Below are 20,636 nucleotides of genomic sequence, written 5' to 3'. Positions count from 1 at the left end.
GGCCTGTGACCGACATGCCCACCACGCTGCTGGTCAACGGGCGGGTGCACAGCCCGAGCCATCCCGAAGCCACCGCCATGGCGGTCCGCGGCGGCGTCGTCGCCTGGCTGGGTAGCGACGACGTCGGGCGAAGCCAATTCCCCGACGCCCTGGTCGAGGACCTGGACGGCGGCTTCGTGGCGCCGGGGTTCGTGGACAGCCACATCCACCTCACCGCGACCGGCCTGACGCTCAGCGGCCTGAACCTGCAACCCGCCGCGTCGCGCGCCGAGTGTCTGCGGATGATCGCCGACCACGCGGCCGCCCACCCGGGCCGGCCGGTGTGGGGGCACGGCTGGGACGAATCGTCGTGGCCCGAGAACGCGCCGCCGAGCACCGCCGACCTGGATGCCGTCGTGGGTGACCGGCCCGCCTACCTGACCCGCGTCGACGTCCACTCCGCGCTGGCCTCCACGGCGCTGCGTCGGCAGGTCGCGGAGCTGCCCGCGGCGGCCGGTTTCGACCCGGAGCGGCCACTGGTCGGCGACGCCCATCACCTGGTGCGCGCCGTCGCCCGCGACCTGCTGACACCCCAGCAGCTGGCCGAGGCCCGGGCGGCCGCGCTGCGGGCCGCCGCCGCGGCCGGCATCGTCGCGGTGCACGAATGCGCGGGTCCCGAGATCGGCGGGCTCGAAGACTGGCTGCGGCTCCGGGACATCGATGAAGGCGTCGAGATCGTCGGCTACTGGGGCCAGGCCGTCACGAAGGCCGCCGAGGCGCGGGCGTTGCGGGACCAGACGGGCGCCCGCGGGCTGGCCGGCGACCTGTTCGTCGACGGGGCGCTCGGGTCGCGCACCGCCTGGCTGCACGAGCCGTACGCCGACGCCCCGGACCGCGCCGGAACCTGCTACCTGGATCCCGGCGCCATCCAAGCCCACCTGCGGGCGTGCACCGAGGCGGAGGTGACGGCCGGTTTCCACGTCATCGGCGACGCCGCGGTCTCGGCGGCGGTCGCGGCGTTGGAACGGGTCGTCGCGGACCTTGGGGTGGCCGCCGTCGCCCGCTGCGGGCACCGCCTGGAGCACCTGGAGATGGTCACCGCCGACCAGGCCGCCAAACTGGGCGCGTGGGGCGTCATCGCCAGCGTGCAGCCCAATTTCGATGCGCTGTGGGGTGGTGCCGACGGCATGTACGCCCGGCGGCTCGGCGCCGAACGAGGCAGCCGACTGAACCCCCTTGCGCTGTTAGCATCCCAAGGCGTGCCCCTCGCGCTCGGTTCCGACGCCCCCGTCACGGGCATCGACCCGTGGGCGAGCGTGCGCGCTGCGGTCAATCACCACACCCCGGGCAGCGCGGTGTCGGCGCGGGCCGCGTTCGCGGCCGCCACCCGCGGCGGTTGGCGGGCGGGTGGCGCGCGTGACGGCCAGGCGGGAACGCTGGTGCCGGGCGCGCCCGCTTCCTACGCCGTGTGGGACGCCGGGGCCCTCGACGTCCAGGCGCCGCGCGACGCCGTTCAGCGCTGGTCCACCGATCCCCGCTCCCGGGTGCCCGCGCTGCCGCCCCTGGGCCCCAACGACCCGCTGCCGAGTTGCCGCCGAACCGTGCATCGAGGCGCTGTCATCCATGGCTAGGGAGTGGTTCGGCGGCCTGCAGCCCCCCGACCAGGACCCGATAAGCGACGAAGCCGAATCGGAGCGGGACGAAGACGCCGCCGAGATCCGCGCCGACGAGCCCCCGACCGCCGACGAGCCGGCACTGGAAGCGGAACCCGAACCGGAGCCGGAAGACGCGGCCGGCCCGCCCGCCCAGCCGGGCGCCGCGACGCGCGGCGCGCTCGCCGGGCTTGGCGCGGCGGCGCTCGCACGGCTCCCGGGCGTTTGGGCCGCGCTGCTGCCACGGTTGGCGCGACTGGCGCTCGCCATCGCGGGCGGCTTGCTGCTGTTCGCCAGCTTCCCCGCCGTGAACTGGTGGTGGGCCGCCGTCGTCGCCGCCGCGTTGCTGGCCTGGGTGCTGCAGCATCCGGCGACGACACCGGTAGGCGGGTTCGGCTACGGGTTCCTGTTCGGGCTGGCCTTCTACGTGCCGCTGTTGCCGTGGATCAGCTCGCTGGTGGGCGCCGCGCCCTGGCTGGTGCTGGCGGCCACCTGCGCGCTGTTTCCCGGGATCTTCGGCCTGTGCGCCGTCATCGTGCGACGGCTGCCGGGCTGGCCGATCTGGTTCGCGCTGCTGTGGGCGGCCCAGGAGTGGCTGAAGTCGATCTTCCCGTTCGGCGGCTTTCCCTGGGGCGCGGTCGCCTTCGGCCAAGCCCAGGGTCCGTTGCTGCCGTTGGTCCAAATCGGCGGGGTCGCGCTGCTGTCCATGGCCGTCGTGCTGGTGGGGTTCAGCGCGACCGCGATCGCGCTGGAGATCGCGAAGTGGTGGAAAACCGGGCACCCGGCCGGCGCAGCAGCCACGAATGAGCCCGCACCGCCGCCGGCCGTCGTGCTGCCGGGCGTCTGCATCTGCCTGGTGTTGTTCGCCGCCGTCATCATCTGGCCGCAGGTGCGGCACGCCGGCGCGGGAGCGGGCGGCGAACCCTCGGTCACCGTCGCCGTCGTGCAGGGCAACGTGCCGCGGCTGGGTCTGGACTTCAACGCGCAACGCCGGGCGGTGCTGGACAACCACGTCCGCGAGACCCAGCAGCTGGCCGAGGACGTGCGCGCGGGGCTGGCCCCACAACCGCAGTTCGTGATCTGGCCGGAGGACTCCTCGGACATCGACCCGCTGGCCAATCCCGACGCCGCCGAGCAGGTCGCGCGGGCCGTCGCGGCGATCGGCGCGCCGATATTGGTCGGCACGGTGCTCGATGTGCCCGGCCGCGCCCCGGACAATGCGCAGTACACCAACACGGTGATCGTGTGGAATCCGGTCAGCGGGCCGGCCGACCGCCACGACAAGGAAATCGTGCAGCCGTTCGGGGAGTACCTGCCGATGCCGTGGCTGTTCAAGCACCTCTCCGGCTACGCCAATCGGGCCGGACACATGGTGCCCGGCCGAAGCAGTGGGGTCGTGCACATCGCCGGGGTACCCCTCGGGGTGTCCACGTGCTGGGAAGTCATCTTCGACCGGGCGCCGCGAAAGGCGGTGCTGAGCGGCGCCCAGCTGCTGGCCGTGCCCGCCAACAACGCGACCTTCAACAAGACGATGAGCGAACAACAGCTGGCGTTCGCCAAGGTCCGGGCGGTGGAGCACGACCGCTACGTCGTCGTCGCCGGAACCACCGGGATCAGCGCGGTGGTCGCCCCCGACGGCGCCGACCTGGTCCGCACCGATTTCTTCGAGCCCGCCTACCTGGACATGCAGGTGCGACTCAAGACCAAGCTGACGCCGGCGACCCGGTGGGGCCCGATCCTGCAGTGGGTTTTGGTCGCAGCGGCCGGAGCGGCCATTCTGGTCGGGATACGGCACAATGGATGGTTCGCGCGTCCGATTCGTCGGAGGTCCAGGCCTCTCGATGAATCGGAAGACGCCGGTACGCCCCTGGGCGAACCCCCGCCCGACGAGGGCGACGCGGAGAGAGCGCAACACACTGCGCCGGCCGAGGGCGGCGATGACGACACACCGCCCGAGCAGGGCGGCCCACCTGATTTCGGGCGAGACAGAGGAGCTACATGACCACCGGCAAGTCGGCGCCCCGGGTCCCGGGCGAGCGTCCCAGCGAGCGCGTCCTGGTGATCATCCCGACGTTCAACGAGCGGGAGAACCTGCCGGTGATTCACCGGCGGTTGACGGCCGCGTGCCCCAACGCGCACCTGCTGATCGTCGACGACAACAGCCCAGACGGCACCGGACAGCTCGCCGACGAGCTCGCGGCGGCCGACCCCGACCGCGTCCACGTGATGCACCGCACCGCCAAGGACGGGCTGGGCGCGGCCTACCTGGCCGGTTTCGCCTGGGGTCTGAGCCGGGACTATTCGGTGCTCGTCGAAATGGACGCCGACGGCAGCCACGCGCCCGAACAGCTGCACCTGCTGCTCGACGCGGTCGACGCCGGCGCCGATCTGGCGATCGGTTCGCGCTATGTCGAGGGGGGAGCGGTTCGGAATTGGCCGTGGCGGCGCTGGGCGCTGTCGTGGACGGCCAACACCTACGCGCGGGTCGCCCTCGGTGTCGGCGTGCACGACATCACCGCCGGCTACCGGGCCTACCGCCGCGAAGTGCTCGAGACGATCGGCCTGGACGGCGTGGACTCCAAGGGCTATTGCTTCCAGATCGACTTGACCTGGCGCACCGTCTGCAACGGGTTCACCATCGCCGAGGTGCCGATCACCTTCACGGAGCGCGAACTCGGCGTCTCCAAGATGAGCGGATCCAACATCCGCGAGGCGCTGGTCAAAGTCACCCGGTGGGGCATCGAGGGGCGATCGTCGCGCCCCCGCGCGATCCGGGCCAATAATCGCGGTTAGCCGCGGCGGCGCGACCGGATCAGGTCGAGTCGCTCCTTGAGCAGCTCTTCGAGCTCTTCGACCGAGCGGCGCTCCAGCAACATGTCCCAGTGCGTGCGCGGCGGCTTGACCTTCTTCGGCTCGGGCAGGTCGCCCTCGATGAGGGTGCCCTCCATGCCGTTGCGGCACAGCCAGGTGCCGGGGATGTCGGCGTCGTCGGCGAAGGGGACCTCGAACTCCTCGCCGTTCTCGGTGCGGTACCGCGCGATCTGACGCGGTGCGAGGTCGTGGTTGCGGTCGGTCTCGTAGCTCACGGCTCCAAGGCGACTGCCTCTCAGGACGCGATCGGCCATGGGTGCTACTCCTTATAGATCCTGTGGGCTGTGGTGCAATTTCCGCTTAGCAAACGTAACGACGGCCCGCGTAGTTCCCAGGCCGACACGCGGCATACGCGACGCGACATTCAATGATACGGGATTGCCGATCACGGCCGACTATCCTCGGCAGGCGTGACCCGCCGCGCCCGCCCCCAGCCGTGCCGGTGGTGCGGTCGGGACGTGACCGACGCCGGGATGGGCCGTCGCCGCCAGTACTGCCGGCAGTCCTGCCGGCAACGCGCCTACGAGCAACGCGCCTCTTTGAATCGGGGGGATGCAATAGCCTTGCCGGCCGACGCGGTGGTGCTGTCGGCCGAGGACGCCGCCGACCTCTCGGATCGCGTTTACCAGGTGCGATGCGCAGCGGAGGACGTCGCCACGGCGCTCGACGAGGGGGCCGCCGCGGCCGAACTACGGGAACTGTGCGACGTGCTGATCCGGGCCGCCCGCGCCGCCGACGGCTGGCGCCGGGCGGGCGTCTAACCCGGCTTTGACCACCAGCGATGGGTTGCCGAGTACAGTCGCGCCATGGGCGGCGGGCCATTCGTACTCGGGTGTACACCCCGGCGCCGATGCTGTTTTCGCAGCCGGGAGCATCGGACGTTTTGAAATCCTGCCGGAGTTGGCCATACTCACGAGCGACATTCTTGGGTCGGAGAGCAGCGCGAAGCTTGTCGGGGCTGGTCGAAAAATCCACGAGACCGATTCGTGCAGCAACTCCTGTGACCGGCAAGGGCGCTCGGCAAATGCCGCATCCGGCGGCTACCAGACGGCCCACCTGCCAGGTGAGGGTTAGGCGAGGTTAGTGATGGATCAACTCCAGCATGCGACCGAAGCGCTGCGCAAAGCGCTGGTCCAGGTGGAACGCCTGAAGCGCACCAACCGTGCGTTGCTGGAGCGGTCGAGCGAGCCGATCGCCATCGTCGGGATGTCGTGCCGCTTCCCCGGCGGGGTCGAGACCCCCGAGGACCTCTGGCGGATGGCGGCCGACGGCCGCGACGTGATCACGGACTTTCCCGCCGATCGCGGCTGGGACGTGGCGGGGCTGTTCGACCCCGATCCCGACGCGCGCCACAAGACTTACGCCCGCACCGGCGGCTTCGTCGAGGGCGTGGCGGATTTCGACGCCGCGTTCTTCGGCATCGCGCCCAGTGAGGCGCTGGCGATGGACCCCCAGCACCGGATGCTGCTGGAGCTGTCCTGGGAGGCGCTGGAGCGGGCGGGTATCGATCCCGGCGGCCTTCGCGGCAGCGCCACCGGCGTCTTCGCCGGGCTTATCGTTCAGGGCTACGGCATGTTGGCCGAGGAGATCGAGGGTTACCGGCTCACCGGCATGACCTCCAGCGTCGCGTCCGGCCGGGTGTCGTACGTGCTCGGGCTGGAGGGCCCGGCGGTGTCGGTGGACACGGCGTGCTCGTCGTCGTTGGTGGCCCTGCACATGGCGGTGCAGTCGCTGCGCTCGGGCGAGTGCGACCTGGCCCTGGCCGGCGGCGCGACCGTCAACGCCACGCCCACGGTCTTCGTCGAGTTCAGCCGGCACCGCGGGCTGGCACCGGACGGCCGCTGCAAGGCCTATGCGGGCGCCGCCGATGGCGTCGGCTGGTCCGAGGGCGGGGCCATGCTGGTCGTCGAGCGGTTGTCGGATGCGCGACGGCTGGGGCATCCGGTGCTGGCGGTGGTGCGCGGTTCGGCCGTCAATCAGGACGGTGCGTCGAACGGGCTGACCGCGCCCAACGGCCCGTCGCAGCAGCGGGTGGTGCGCGCCGCGCTGGCCAATGCCGGGCTCGCCGCCGCCGACGTGGACGTCGTCGAGGGCCACGGCACCGGGACCACGCTGGGCGATCCGATTGAGGCGCAGGCGTTGTTGGCCACCTACGGCCAAGACCGCGACGAGCCGCTGTGGCTGGGCTCGATCAAGTCGAACATGGGCCACACACAGGCCGGCGCCGGCGTCGCCGGGGTGATCAAGATGGTGCAGGCGATGCGCCACGAGACGCTGCCCGCGACGCTGCATGTCGATGTGCCCAGCCCACACGTGGATTGGTCGGCGGGCTCGGTGTCACTGCTCACCGAGGCCAAGCCGTGGCCGGCGAGTCGCGCGCGCCGCGCGGGCGTGTCGTCGTTCGGGATCAGCGGCACCAACGCGCACGTGATCGTGGAGGCGGTGCCCGCCGCCGAGCCGCGGGAGGTCGGCCCGACACCGGCCGTGGTGCCGTGGGTGGTCTCGGCGAAGTCCGCAAGGGCGTTGCAGCTACAGGCCTCCCGGTTGGCCGAGCATCTCGGTGCGCACCCGGAGCTCGACGTCGCCGACGTGGGGTGGTCGCTGGCCGGCCGCTCGACGTTCGAGCATCGCGCGGTCATCGTGGGCGGCGATCGGGACCGGTTGCTGGCCGGGCTGGACGAACTGGCCCGTGACGAGCCCATGTCAGTGGTCCGCGGCACCGCGTCTGCCGCGGGCAAGACCGTCTTCGTCTTCCCCGGCCAGGGTTCGCAATGGCTGGGCATGGGCGTCGAATTACTGGACACCGCACCGGTATTCGCGCAACACATCCGGGCGTGCGAGGAGGCCTTCGCCGAGTTCGTCGACTGGTCGCTGACCGATGTCCTGCGCGGTGCGCCCGACGCCCCGGGCATGGACCGCGTGGACGTGGTGCAGCCGGTGCTGTTTGCGGTGATGGTGTCGCTGGCCGAACTGTGGAAGTCGGTCGGGGTCAGCCCCGACGCGGTGATCGGGCACTCGCAGGGCGAGATCGCGGCCGCCTACGTCGCCGGTGCGCTGTCGTTGGCCGACGCCGCGCGGGTGGTCACGTTGCGCAGCAAGCTGCTGCGTTCACTGGCCGGCCCCGGCGGCATGCTGTCCATCGCGTGCAGCACCGAACGGGCCCGGGAACTGTTGGCGCCCTACGGGAATCGCGTCAGCATCGCCGCCGTCAACGGCCGCTCCGCCGTCGTGGTATCCGGCGACGGGGCCGCGCTGGACGAACTCGTCGGATTCTGCGCCGACCTGGAGCTGCGCACCCGGCGGATCGACGTCGACTACGCCTCGCATTCGGTTGAGGTCGAGGTGATCCGGGGGGAGCTCGCCGGGGTGCTGACCGGGCTTGAACCGCGGTCTTCTCGCACCGCCTTCTTCTCGACGGTGACCGGAAACCGGTTGGACACGGCGGGATTGGACGCCGACTACTGGTACCGCAACATCCGGCAGACCGTTCAGTTCGACCAGGCGGTGCGCAGCGCGTGCGAGCACGGGTTCCGAACGTTCATCGAATCCAGCCCGCACCCCGCGTTGATCGCCGGGATCGAAGACACCGCCAACAGCTGCGGCGGCGACGGCGAGGCGATCGTAGTTCCAACGCTGGGCCGCGACGACGGCGGGCTCGCGAGGTTCCTGACGTCGGCCGCCACCGCTTTCGTCGCGGGAGTGAGTGTGGACTGGCGCGGCGCGCTGGACGGGGCGGGCTTCGTGGAGTTGCCGACCTACGCCTTTGACCGGCGCCGGTTTTGGCTGTCCGGGGAAGGCGTCGCGGCCGACGCCACCGGCCTGGGGCTGGGCACCAGCGAGCACGCGCTGCTGAGCGCGGTCGTGGAGCTGCCGTCCGCCGGCGGAGTGCTGCTGACGGGCCGGCTGTCACCCGGCCTGCAGGGATGGCTGGCCGACCACGCGCTCTCCGGTGTGGCGGTGTTCCCCGGCGCGGGGTTCGTCGAGTTGGCGATCCGTGCCGGTGACGAGGTCGGCTGCTCGACGGTCGACGAACTGACGCTGCAGGCCCCACTGATGTTGCCCGCCAAGGATTCCGGCTCGGGCTCGGTCGCCGTGCAGGTGGTGGTGGGGGCCGAGGACGAGAGCGGCCGGCGCGGCGTGTCGATCTTCTCGCGGCACGACACCGGCTCCGGCTGGGTGTGCCACGCCGAGGGCATCCTCGGCAAGGGGTCGGTCGAGCCGGCCGCGGACCTTTCGGTGTGGCCGCCGGCGGGGGCCGTCGCGGCCGACCCGGCCGACGGCTACGAACGGTTGGCGGCGCGTGGCTACGGCTACGGCCCGGCGTTCCGGGGCCTGACCGCGGCGTGGCTCCGCGGCGACGAGGTGTTCGCCGAGGTGCGGCTGCCCGACGCCGCCGGCGGCGTCAACGGGTTCGGTGTGCACCCCGCGTTACTCGATGCGGCGATGCACGCGCTGGTGATGGCCCACCAAATCGCCGGCCGCACAGACGAAGTCGTGTTGCCGTTCTCCTGGGAGGGCGTGTCGCTGCACGCTGCGGGCGCGTCGTCGGTGCGCGCGCGCATCGCGCCGGCGGGCGCTTCATCGGTGTCCATCGAGCTGGCCGACGGCCTGGGGTTGCCGGTGCTTTCGGTGCGGGCGATGGCGGCCCGTCCGGTCAGCGAGCAGCAGCTGCGCGCGGCGGTGTCCGGCGCGGGCCCGGACCGGCTTTTCGAGGTGAACTGGTCGCCGGTGACGGCAACCGCGGCGGCCAATGCCGAGCAACCGGCGTATCAGCTGTTCGAATCACTTGCCGCCGAGCACAACCCGGTGGCCCAAACCTATGAGCGCACGCACCAGGCGCTGGCCGCGGTGCAGTCGTGGCTGGCCGACCACGACTCCGGCGTGCTGGTGGTGGCCACCCGCGGCGCGGTGGCATTGCCGGGGGAGGACGTCACCGATCTGGCCGGCGCGGCGGTGTGGGGGCTGGCACGGTCGGCGCAGACCGAGCACCCCGGCCGGATCGTGCTCGTGGATTCCGATGCGCCCCTTGATGACGGCGCGATGGCCACCGTTCTCGCGGCCGGCGAACCGCAGCTGTTGGTGCGCGGCGGCAAGTTTTACCACCCGCGGGTGCAGGGCAGCCGCGCGGTCGACGGCCTCCTGGTGCCCCCGGCCGACGGACCGTGGCGGCTGGGCATCAGCAGCGCGGGCACGTTCGAGAACCTTCGCTTGGAGCCGGTGCCCAACGCCGACGCGCCGCTGGAGCCGGGCCAGGTGCGGGTGGCCCTGCGCGCGATCGCCGCGAACTTCCGTGACGTCATGATCACCCTGGGCATGTTCACCCACGACGCGCTGCTCGGCGGCGAGGGCGCCGGCGTGGTAGTCGAAATCGGTCCGGGGGTCACCGAATTCGCGGTCGGCGATTCGGTGTACGGGTTCTTCCCCGACGGCAGCGGCACGCTGGTCGCCGGCGACGTGCGCCTGCTGGTGCGCAAGCCCGAAGACTGGTCCTACACCGAGGCCGCCGCCATCTCCGCCGTCTTCACCACCGCGTACATGGCGTTCATCCACCTGGCCGACGTCAAACCGGGACAGCGGGTGTTGGTGCACGCCGCCGCCGGCGGCGTCGGGATGGCCGCGGTTCAGCTGGCCCGGCACCTGGGCCTGGAGGTGTTCGGCACCGCCAGCCGCGGCAAGTGGGACACCCTGCGGGCCATGGGCTTTGACGACGACCACATCGCGGACTCGCGCAGCCTGGACTTCGAGGAGAAGTTCCGGGCGGTGACCGGTAGCCGCGGCATGGACGTGGTGTTGGACTCGCTGGCCGGCGAATTCGTCGATGCCTCACTGCGCCTGGTCGCCCCCGGCGGCGTGTTCCTGGAGATGGGCAAGACCGACATCCGCGACCCCGGCGCGATCGCCCAGTCATATCCGGGTGTGCGCTACCGCGCCTTCGACCTGTTCGAGCCGGGCCGCCCCCGGATGCATGAGTGGATGCTGGAGCTCGCCGGGCTGTTCGAGGCCGGGGTGCTGAAACCGTTGCCGGTGACGACGTTTGACGTGCGCCGCGCGCGCACCGCGTTGCGGTATTTGAGCCAGGCCCGCCACGTCGGCAAGGTCGTCATGAGACTGCCGGCCGGGCTGGCGTCCGGCACCGTCCTGATCACCGGCGGCACCGGCATGGCGGGCGCGACGCTGGCCCGTCACCTGGTGGCGCAGCACGGCGTCCGGGACCTGGCGCTGCTGAGCCGGCGCGGCCCCGGCGCGCCGGGTTCGGCCGAATTGGTCGCCGAGTTGGAGGCGGCGGGCGCCCGGGTGCGGGTGGTCGCGTGCGATGCGGCCGACCGTGCGGCCCTCGCGGCGGTGCTCGCCGATCTGCCGGAGCTGTCGGGTGTCGTTCACGCCGCGGGCGTGCTGGACGACGCGATGGTCACGTCACTGACGCCCGAGCGCGTCGATGCGGTGTTGCGGGCCAAGGTCGATGCGGCGTGGAACCTGCACGAATTGACCCGCGACCGGGATCTGTCGGCGTTCGTGATGTTCTCCTCGATGGCCGGGCTGGTGGGCTCGTCGGGCCAGGGCAACTACGCGGCGGCCAACTCGTTCCTGGACGGCCTGGCCGCGCATCGGCGGGCGCACGGGCTGCCAGCGACCTCGCTGGCCTGGGGGCTGTGGGATCAGGCCAGCGCCATGACCGGTGGGCTCGACGCCGCCGACCTCGCCCGGCTGGGCCGCGACGGCATCCTGGCGTTGTCCTCGGCCGAGGCGATGGAATTGTTCGACACCGCGCTGATCGTCGACGAGCCGTTCCTGGCCCCCGCCCGCATCGATCTCGGCGCGCTGCGCGCCCACGCCCTCGCGGTGCCGCCGATGTTCAGCGACCTGGTCAACACGCCGGCCCGCCGCCGCGTCGACGACTCGCTGGCCGCCGCGAAGTCGAAATCGGCTCTGGCACATCGCCTGCACGGGCTGCCCGAAGCCGAGCAGCACGCCGTGCTGCTGGACCTGGTGCGCTCGCACATCGCCACCGTGCTGGGCAACACCACCGCCGAGGCGATCGACCCGGACAAGGCGTTCCAGGAGCTGGGCTTCGACTCGCTGACCGCGGTCGAAATGCGCAACCGCCTCAAAACCGCCACCGGACTGGCGCTTTCGCCCACGCTGATCTTCGACTACCCGACACCCAACGGCCTTGCGAGCTACATGCGCACCGAACTCGCCGGAGTGCCGCAAGAGATCACGCACGCCCCGGTCGTCCGCGCCACCGACGACGATCCGATCGTGATCGTCGGCATGTCGTGCCGCTATCCCGGCGGGGTGAATTCCCCCGAGGACCTGTGGGAGATGCTGACCGCCGGCCGCGACGTGCTCACCGAATTCCCGACCGATCGCGGCTGGAATCTGGCCGCGCTGTATCACCCCGATCCCGACGTTCCGGGCACGTGTTACACCCGCACCGGCGGCTTCGTCGACGGCGTCGTCGACTTCGACCCCGCCTTCTTCGGCATCACACCGAGCGAGGCGCTGGCCATGGACCCGCAGCAGCGCCTGTTCCTCGAGCTGTCCTGGGAAGCGTTGGAGCGCGCCGGAATCGAACCCGGCGGGCTGCGGGGCAGCGCGACCGGCGTGTTCGCCGGGGTGTACACGCAGGGCTACGGCATCGGGGCCCCGCCGGCCGCCGAGGGCTTCCGGCTGACCGGGCAGTCGTCGAGCGTGGCGTCGGGCCGGATCTCGTATGCGCTGGGGCTGGAGGGCCCTGCGGTGTCGGTGGACACGGCGTGCTCGTCGTCGTTGGTGGCCCTGCACATGGCGGTGCAGTCGCTGCGCTCGGGTGAATCCGATCTGGCCCTGGCCGGCGGCGTCACGGTCAACGCCACACCGGACATCTTCGTCGAATTCAGCCGCATGCGCGGGTTGTCCGCGGACGGCCGGTGCAAGGCCTACGCCGGCGCCGCCGACGGCACCGGATTCTCCGAAGGCGGCGGCATGCTCGTGGTGGAGCGTCTGTCGGACGCCCAGCGGCTCGGGCACCGGGTGCTGGCGGTGGTGCGGGGTTCGGCGATCAATCAGGACGGCGCCTCGAACGGCCTGACCGCGCCCAACGGCCCGTCACAGCAGCGGGTGGTGCGGGCGGCGCTGGCCAACGCCGGGCTGTCCGCGGCCGAGGTCGACGCGGTCGAGGGCCACGGCACCGGAACGATGTTGGGCGATCCGATTGAGGCCCAAGCGTTGTTGGCGACCTACGGGCAAGGCCGCGCCGAGCCGCTATGGCTGGGGTCGATCAAGTCCAACATGGGTCACACGCAGGCCGCGGCCGGCGTCGCCGGTGTGATCAAGATGATCTTGGCGATGCGCCACGAGACGTTGCCGGCCACGTTGCACGTCGACGAGCCCAGCCCGCATGTGGATTGGTCGCTGGGATCGGTGTCGTTGCTGACCGAAGCCCGGCCCTGGCCGGCGACCCGAGCGCGCCGCGCCGGGGTCTCCTCGTTCGGCATCAGCGGCACCAACGCGCACCTGATCATCGAGGCCGCGCCCGCCGGGTCGGAGCGCGTCGCGGAGCGCTCCACGGTGCCGGTGCTGCCGTGGGTGGTGTCCTCGAAATCGGCGGCGGCCCTGGCAGCACAGGCTTCCCGGCTCGCGACCCACGTCCGCGCCCACGACGAACTCGACGTCGCCGATGTGGGGTGGACGCTGGCGGGCCGCTCGAACTTCGAGCACCGAGCCGTCGTCGTCGGTGCCGACCGCGAACAACTGTTGGCCGGCCTCGACGAGTTGGCCGCCGGTGAGGTTGCCTCGGTCGTGCGGGGTACGGCGACCCCGGGCAAGACCGTCTTCGTCTTCCCCGGCCAGGGCTCCCAAATGCTCGGCATGGGAAGGGGTTTGCACGCGGCATACCCGGTGTTCGCCGAGGCGTTCGACGCGGTGCTGGGCGAATTGGACCAGCACCTGCTGCGACCCCTGCGCGACGTCATGTGGGGCCAGGACGAAAACCTGCTGAACACCACCGAATTCGCGCAGCCGGCCCTGTTCGCGGTGGAAGTCGCGCTGTTCCGGCTGCTCGAGTCCTGGGGGGTGCGGCCCGATTTCGTGATGGGTCACTCGGTCGGCGAGATCACCGCCGCACACGTCGCCGGCGTGCTGTCGCTACAGAACGCGTCGGTGCTGGTCGCCGCCCGGGGCCGGTTCATGCAGGCGCTGCCGGCCGGCGGGGCGATGATCGCCGTGCAGGCCACCGAGGACGAGGTGCGACCGCTGCTGACGCCCGAGGTCGGCATCGCTGCGATCAACGGGCCCGCTTCCGTGGTGATTTCCGGCCCCGACGGCCCGGTGACCGCGATCGCCGACCGGTTGCGCGCCGACGGCCGCCGCGTCCACCGACTCGCCGTGTCCCACGCGTTCCACTCCTCGTTGATGGATCCGATGATCGACGAATTCGGCACCGTCGCAGGAGGTCTCGTCGTCTCCAAGCCCACGATCCCGATCGTGTCGAACCTGACCGGGCAACCGGCGGGCGACGACTTCGGGTCGGTGGCGTATTGGAAGCGGCACGTCCGCGAAGCCGTGCGATTCGCCGACAGCATGCGCTTCGCGCATTCGGCCGGCGGCACCCGCTTCCTCGAAGTCGGGCCGAGCGGCGGGCTGACCGCCTCGATCGAGGAGTCGCTGCCCGATGCCGCGGTGACCACCATGCCGGCGCTGCGCAGGGACCGCCCGGAGCCGGTGACGCTGCTCAACGCCGTCGCGCAGGGCTTCGTCACCGGGATGGAGGTGGACTGGCGCGGTGCGCTCGGGACCGCCGACCTCGTCGAGCTGCCCACGTATGCCTTTGAACGGCGCCGCTTTTGGCTCTCCGGCGACGGCAGCCCGGCGGACGCGGCCGGGCTGGGGCTGGCGGCCGGCGAACACGCCCTGCTGGGCGCGGTGGTGGACCTGCCGGCCTCCGGCGGCGTCGTGTTGACCGGCAGGCTGTCGCCGAGTGCGCAGGGCTGGCTGGCCGACCACGCCGTGGGCGGCGTCGTGCTGTTCCCCGGCGCGGGATTCGTCGAGTTGGCGATCCGGGCCGGCGACCAGGTGGGCTGCGGCATCGTCGACGAGCTGAATCTGGCGGCGCCCCTGGTGTTGCCGGCCGGCGGATCGGTCGCGGTTCAGGTCGTGGTCGGGGGGGCCGACGATTCGGGCGCCCGCCCGGTATCCGTCTTCTCCCGCGCCGAGTCCGGGTCCGGCTGGTCGTTGCACGCCGAGGGCGTGCTGCGCGCCGGGTCCGTGCAACCGGGCGGGGACCTGTCGGCGTGGCCGCCGGTGGGTGCGGTCCCGGTGGATATCGGCGACGGGTACGAGCGGCTTGCCGCGCGTGGGTACGGGTACGGGCCCGCGTTCCGCGGCCTGACGTCGATGTGGCGCCGCGGCGACGAAGTGTTCGCCGAAGTCGCGCTGCCCGAGGACGCCGGGGTGTCGGCCGCCGGGTTCGGTGTCCACCCCGCGATTCTCGACGCGGCGTTGCACGCCGTGATCCTGGCATCGGACACCGACGAGCTCGCCGAAGGTTCGATGCTGGTGCCGTTCTCCTGGCAGCGGGTGTCCCTGCACGCCGCGGGCGCGGCGGCGGTACGCGCGCGAATCGTGCCGGTGGGCGAATCGGCCGTATCGATCGAATTGGCCGACGGCCTGGGGCTGCCGGTGCTCTCGGTGGCCTCGATGGTGGCCCGGCCGGTGACCGACCGGCAGCTGCTGGCGGCGGTGTCGAGTTCGGGACCGGACCGGCTCTTCGAGGTGGTCTGGTCCGCCCAGCCGTTGGCCGCGGTGCAGCCGGTGTCGGTGTCGGATTGGGGGACAACGGATTCCGAGGCCGCGGCGGTGCTGTTCGAATCGGCGCCGGTGGCCGGGGACGTCGTCACGGAGGTGCATGCGGCCACCCGCGCGGTGCTGCCGGTGCTGCAGTCGTGGTTGGCCCGCGAGGGGGCGGGAACGCTGGTGGTGTCCACCCGGGGCGCCATGGCGTTGCCCGGGGAGGACGTCACCGATCTGGCGGGCGCGGCGGTGTGGGGCCTGGTGCGCTCGGCTCAGACGGAGCATCCCGGCCGAATCGTGCTCGTGGACACGGACGCGCCACTGGACGACGACGCGATAGCCGCGGTTTTGGCGCCGGCCGAGCCTCAGGTGTTGCTGCGCGATGGGACCGTCTACACCGCGCGGGTGCACGGCAGCCGCGCCGTCGGCGGCCTTTTGGTGCCACCCGACGACGGTCCGTGGCGGCTGGGCATGAGCAGCTACGGCACCATCGAGAACCTGCGCCTGGAGCGGATCCCCGACGCCTCTAAGCACGTTGCGCCGCTGGGCCCCGGTCAGGTGCGGGTCGCCGTGTCGGCCCTCGCCGCCAACTTCCGCGACGTGATGATCGCGCTGGGCCTCTACCCCGACCCGGACGCCGTAATGGGCATCGAGGCCTCCGGTGTCGTGGTCGAGATTGCTTCGGACGTTGACCGTTTCGCCGTCGGCGATCGCGTCATGGGCCTGTTCCCGGACGGCACCGGGACGATCGCCACCACCGACCAGCGGCTGCTGGCCAGGGTGCCGGCCGGCTGGTCACACACCGCGGCCGCGACGACGTCGGTGGTGTTCGCCACGGCGCGCTACGCGCTGGTCGACCTCGCGGGCGCCCGGCCCGGTCAGCGGGTGCTCGTGCACGCCGCCGCCGGCGGGGTGGGCATGGCCGCAGTGCAGCTGGCCCGCCACCTCGGGCTCGAAGTGTTCGCGACGGCCAGCCGTGGCAAGTGGGACACGCTGCGGGCGATGGGCTTTGACGAAGACCACATCGGCGACTCGCGCAGCCTGGAGTTCGAGGAGAAGTTCCGGACGGTCACCGCCAGGACCGGCGTGGCGGGGATGGACATCGTGCTCGACTCGCTGTCCGGCGATTTCGTCGACGCCTCCCTGCGGCTGGTCGCCCCCGGCGGCATATTCCTGGAGATGGGCAAGACCGACGTCCGTGACCCCGAGGTCGTCGCCCGCGAGCACCCCGGCGTGCGCTACCGCGCCTTCGACCTCTTCGAGGCCGGACCCGAGCGCATCGCGCAACTGCTCGACGAGTTGGCCGCCCTGTTCGGCGACGACGTGCTACAACCGTTGCCGGCCACCCGGTTTGACGTGCGGCGCGCCCCGGCCGCGTTGCGCTACCTGAGCCAGGCCCGCCACGTCGGCAAGGTCGTGATGACCATGCCCGACGCCTGGATGACGGGCACGGTGTTGATCACCGGCGCGACCGGCATGGCCGGTTCGGCGTTGGCGCGCCACGTCGTGACCCGGCACGGCGCGCGGCACCTGGCGCTGATAAGCCGGCGCGGCCTGGACGCGCCGGGCGCGGCCGAGTTGGTGACCGAGCTGTCCGCGGCCGGCGCCCAGGTGCAGGTGGTCGCCTGCGACGCGGCGGACCGCGAGGCCGTCGCCAAGGTGCTCGCCGAAATCCCGGTGCAGCGACCGCTGTCCGGCGTCATCCACGCGGCCGGCGTACTCGACGACGCGGTGATCTCGTCGTTGACGCCCGAACGCATCGACGCCGTGTTGCGCGCCAAGGTCGACGCGGCGTGGAACCTGCACGAGCTCACCCGAGAGCTCGACGTGGCCGCGTTTGTGATGTTCTCGTCGATGGCCGGGCTGGCCGGAGCGTCGGGCCAGGCCAACTACGCGGCGGCCAACTCGTTCCTGGACGGGTTGGCCGTGCACCGGCGCAACCTGGGGCTGCCGGCGATATCGCTGGCATGGGGCCTGTGGGATCAGGCCAGCGCGATGACCGGCGCGCTGGGCGCCGCCGACCGCGCCCGGTTCGGCCGGGACGGAATCGTCGCGATGTCCTCCGACGAGGCGCTGGACCTGATGGACACCGCCCTGATCGTCGACGAGCCGTTCATGCTGCCGGCCCACATCGACCTCGCCGCGCTGCGCGTCAAATTCGACAACGGCACGCTGCCCCCCATGTTCATCGATTTGATCAACGCGCCGAGCCGGCGTCAGGTCGACGACTCGCTGGCCGCGGCGAAGTCGAAATCGGCCCTGCTGCAACGCCTGGAGGGACTGCCCGAGGACGAACAGCAGGCGGTGGTGCTGGACCTGGTGCGCTCCAACATCGCCACGGTGCTGGGCAACTCCAGCCCCGAATCCATCGATCCGGACCGGGCGTTCCAAGAGTTGGGCTTCGACTCGCTGACCGCCGTTGAGATGCGCAACCGGCTCAAATCCGCCACCGGGCTGGCCCTTTCGCCGACCCTGATCTTCGACTACCCGAACTCCGCCGCGCTGGCCGGCTACATCTACCGCGAGCTCGTCGGCGCCTCGGAGCAAACTGCCCCGGCCGCCGCGCCCGGCGAGGCCGAGATCCAGCGGGTCGTCGCGTCCATCCCGGTCAAGCGCCTGCGCCAGGCGGGAGTGCTGGAATTGCTGCTCGCGTTGGCCAACGAGGCCGACAGCGGCGGCCAGGCGGCCCCCGCGGCGACGACCGAAAAGGACATCGCCGACATGGACCTGGACGCTCTGGTCAACGCCGCTTTGAGCGACGATGACGACGACGAGTAGCCAGTGAGAATCGCGATCACGGGGGCCAGCGGCGTGCTCGGCCGCGGCCTCGCCGCCCGGTTGCTCGGACAGGGCCACGAGGTTGCCGGTATCGCGCGGCACCGACCCGAAAGCTGGCCGACCGCGGCCGAATTCGTCGCGGCGGACATCCGGGACGCGGGAGCGGTGAGCCGTGCCCTCGCCGGCGCCGACGTCGTCGCGCACTGCGCATGGACACGCGGCAGCGAGCAGGTCAACGTCGGGGGAACGCTCAACGTCCTCGAGGAGATGGCCGAAACAGGTACCCGGCGCATCGTTTTCCCGTCGTCGGCACAGGTCTACGGCGGGGGAGAAGCCCCGAAAACCGAACACGACGCGAGAACTCCCGTCAGCGCCGACGGCCGGCACCAGGCCCGCGTCGAGCAGATGCTCGAGGATTCAGGCCTGGAATGGGTCGCCATCCGCTCCGCGCTGATTCTCGGCCGCGGTGTCGACAACTGGGTGCGCCGGCTGTTGGCATCACCGGCGTTTCCCGGACGGGCGGCCGATCGTCGCCTGCAGGTGGTCCACCTCGACGACGCGCTCCGGCTGTTCGACCGGGCGATCGTGGACACCGAAATCGGCAGCGGCCCCGTCAATCTCGCCGCCCCGGGCGAGCTGACCTTGCGGCGCGTGGCCGCCGCGCTGGGACGCCCGATCGTGCCGTTGGGCATACGACCGGCCGAACTGCGGATGGTGCAGGACGCCCCGTTCATGGATACCGCGCGGTTGCGCGAACAATGGGAATTCCGGCCGGCATGGAACTCCGGCGAATGTGTCGAGGATTTCGCCGTCGCGGTACGCGGCCGGGTCACGGTGGGCAAGCGGGTTCTGTCGCTGCCCTGGCGGATGACCAGCATCGGAGACCTGCCCGCCGTCGACGCGCCCAGCGAGGACGGCGTGAAACCCGATTGGGCCGGCCCGGCGGGGGATAACGGTGAGTTCGACACCCCGATCGACCCACGCTTTCCCACTTTTCTGGCCACCAACTTGTCGGAGGCACTGCCCGGGCCCTTCTCCCCGGCGTCGGCCTCGGTCACGGTTCGCGGGCTGCGCGCCGGCGGCGTGGCCATCGCCGAGCGGCTGCGGCCCGGGGGCATCATCCAGCGCGAAATCGCGATGCGCACGGTCGCGGTGTTCGCCAACCGGCTCTACGGCGCCATCACCTCGGCGCATTTCATGGCCGAAACGGTGCCCTTCGCCAAGCCCGCGACGATTGTCAGCAACAGCGGGTTCTTCGGCCCCAGCATGGCGTCGCTGCCGATCTTCGGTGCGGAGCGTCCACGCTCCGAAACCGGCCGTCTCCGAAGGCAACTGCGGACCGTTCGCAACATCGGGGTGTTCGGCGTCAACCTGCTCGGCCTGTCCGCCGGGTCGGCCGCCGACACCGACGAGTTCGTTGCCGATGTCGATCGCCTGGAACGCCTGGCCGACGGCGACATCGCCCGGCTCGACGATCGCCGGCTGCTGAGCCTGATCGCGCTGGCGCGCGACGATGTGGTGCACGGCTGGGTGCTGGCCTCGGCGTCGTTCATGCTGTGCGCCGCGTTCAACGTGTTGTTGCGCGGTTTGTGCGGGCGAGACACCGCCGCGCCTGCGGGTCCGGAATTGGTCAGTGCGCGATCGGTCGAGGCAATGCAACGGTTGGTCCTCGCCGCACAGCGCGACCCCAAAGTGGCGGCGCTGCTGGCCGAGCCGGGGGAGCGGCTGGGCAAGCTGGCCGTCGAGGCGCCGGAGTTTCACGCCGCGGTGCTGGCCGAGCTGGCGCTGATCGGGCATCGCGGCCCGGCTGAGCTCGAGATGCTGTCGACCAGCTACGCCGACGATCCCGAGTTGCTCGTCCGCATGGTGGCCAGGGCGATGGGCGCGGCTCCCACACCGCAGCCAGCGCCCGCCCGGATTCCGCTGCGGGCCAAGCCGATCGCCCGCCTGGCGGGACACCAACTTCGCGATCGCGAAGTCCGTCGCGACAAAGTGGTGCGGGCCAACTGGGTGCTGCGCAACCTGATGCGCGAGTGCGGGCGCCGGTTGGTCGCCACCGGAATTCTGCAGACCGCCGACGATGTGTTCTATCTTCTGGTCGACGAACTTGACGCGCTGCCGCCGGATGTCGGGGACCTGGTGGCGCGGCGTCGAGCCGAACGACGCAGGCTGGCCGCCGTCGTTCCGCCGACGGTGTTCAGCGGCAGCTGGCAGCCAACCACGGCGGCGCCGGAGACGCTGGCCGGCGGGGACACCCTGCGCGGCGTCGGGGTCTGCGGGGGGCGGGTCCGTGGGCGAGTGCGGATCGTGCGGCCCGAGACGATCGACGACCTGCAGCCGGGCGAGATCCTCGTCGCCGAGGTCACCGACGTCGGCTACACCGCCGCCTTCTGCTACGCCGCGGCCGTGGTGACCGAACTCGGTGGCCCCATGTCGCACGCCGCCGTGGTGGCGCGCGAGTTCGGGTTCCCTTGTGTGGTGGACGTCCAGGGAGCCACCAAGGCTTTGCCGCCCGGCGCCCTCATCGAGGTCGACGGGACGTCCGGCGAAATTCACGTGCTAGACACGCACCCCGAAGACGCCTAA

Annotated in this window: 5 protein-coding genes and 1 pseudogene; 5 read left to right on the top strand and 1 reads right to left on the bottom strand. The window is 71.5% G+C overall.

Features of this window, described 5'->3' with window-relative positions; translation table 11 throughout:
* The first annotated feature begins 14 nt into the window (after window positions 1-14).
* The gene (locus AC5Y5E_RS26550; protein WP_499906419.1) at window positions 15-1,610 is read left to right on the top strand and encodes an amidohydrolase; all 1,596 of its coding nucleotides are present in this window, start codon (window positions 15-17) and stop codon (window positions 1,608-1,610) included.
* Window positions 1,603-4,424: pseudogene (gene lnt / locus AC5Y5E_RS26545) on the top strand (apolipoprotein N-acyltransferase). The gene AC5Y5E_RS26550 and the pseudogene lnt overlap by 8 nt, the downstream one beginning before the upstream one ends.
* Here the strand turns inward: lnt and rbpA are convergent.
* Window positions 4,421-4,756, bottom strand: a complete 336-nt coding sequence (rbpA, locus tag AC5Y5E_RS26540; RefSeq protein WP_066913172.1) for an RNA polymerase-binding protein RbpA — start codon at window positions 4,754-4,756, stop codon at window positions 4,421-4,423. The pseudogene lnt and the gene rbpA sit on opposite strands and share 4 nt — an antisense overlap.
* A gap of 156 nt (window positions 4,757-4,912) precedes the next feature.
* On the opposite strand from rbpA, the gene AC5Y5E_RS26535 reads away from it, so the two are divergent.
* The 3 genes from AC5Y5E_RS26535 to AC5Y5E_RS26525 all read left to right on the top strand — a co-directional run bounded on the left by AC5Y5E_RS26535 (window position 4,913) and on the right by AC5Y5E_RS26525 (window position 20,636).
* Entirely contained in the window at window positions 4,913-5,263 is a 351-nt protein-coding gene (locus AC5Y5E_RS26535) for a hypothetical protein (protein ID WP_499906322.1), read from the top strand.
* Between the two features lie 322 nt (window positions 5,264-5,585).
* Window positions 5,586-18,050, top strand: coding sequence for a type I polyketide synthase (locus tag AC5Y5E_RS26530; protein WP_499906320.1), 12,465 nt, complete (start codon window positions 5,586-5,588; stop codon window positions 18,048-18,050).
* A gap of 3 nt (window positions 18,051-18,053) precedes the next feature.
* On the top strand, window positions 18,054-20,636 hold the full coding sequence (locus AC5Y5E_RS26525) for a sugar epimerase family protein (RefSeq protein ID WP_499906318.1): 2,583 nt from the start codon (window positions 18,054-18,056) through the stop codon (window positions 20,634-20,636).

It is taken from the genome of Mycobacterium sp. NGS54 (genome assembly GCF_059812465.1).
This window is presented reverse-complemented; position numbering and strand designations above follow the sequence as displayed.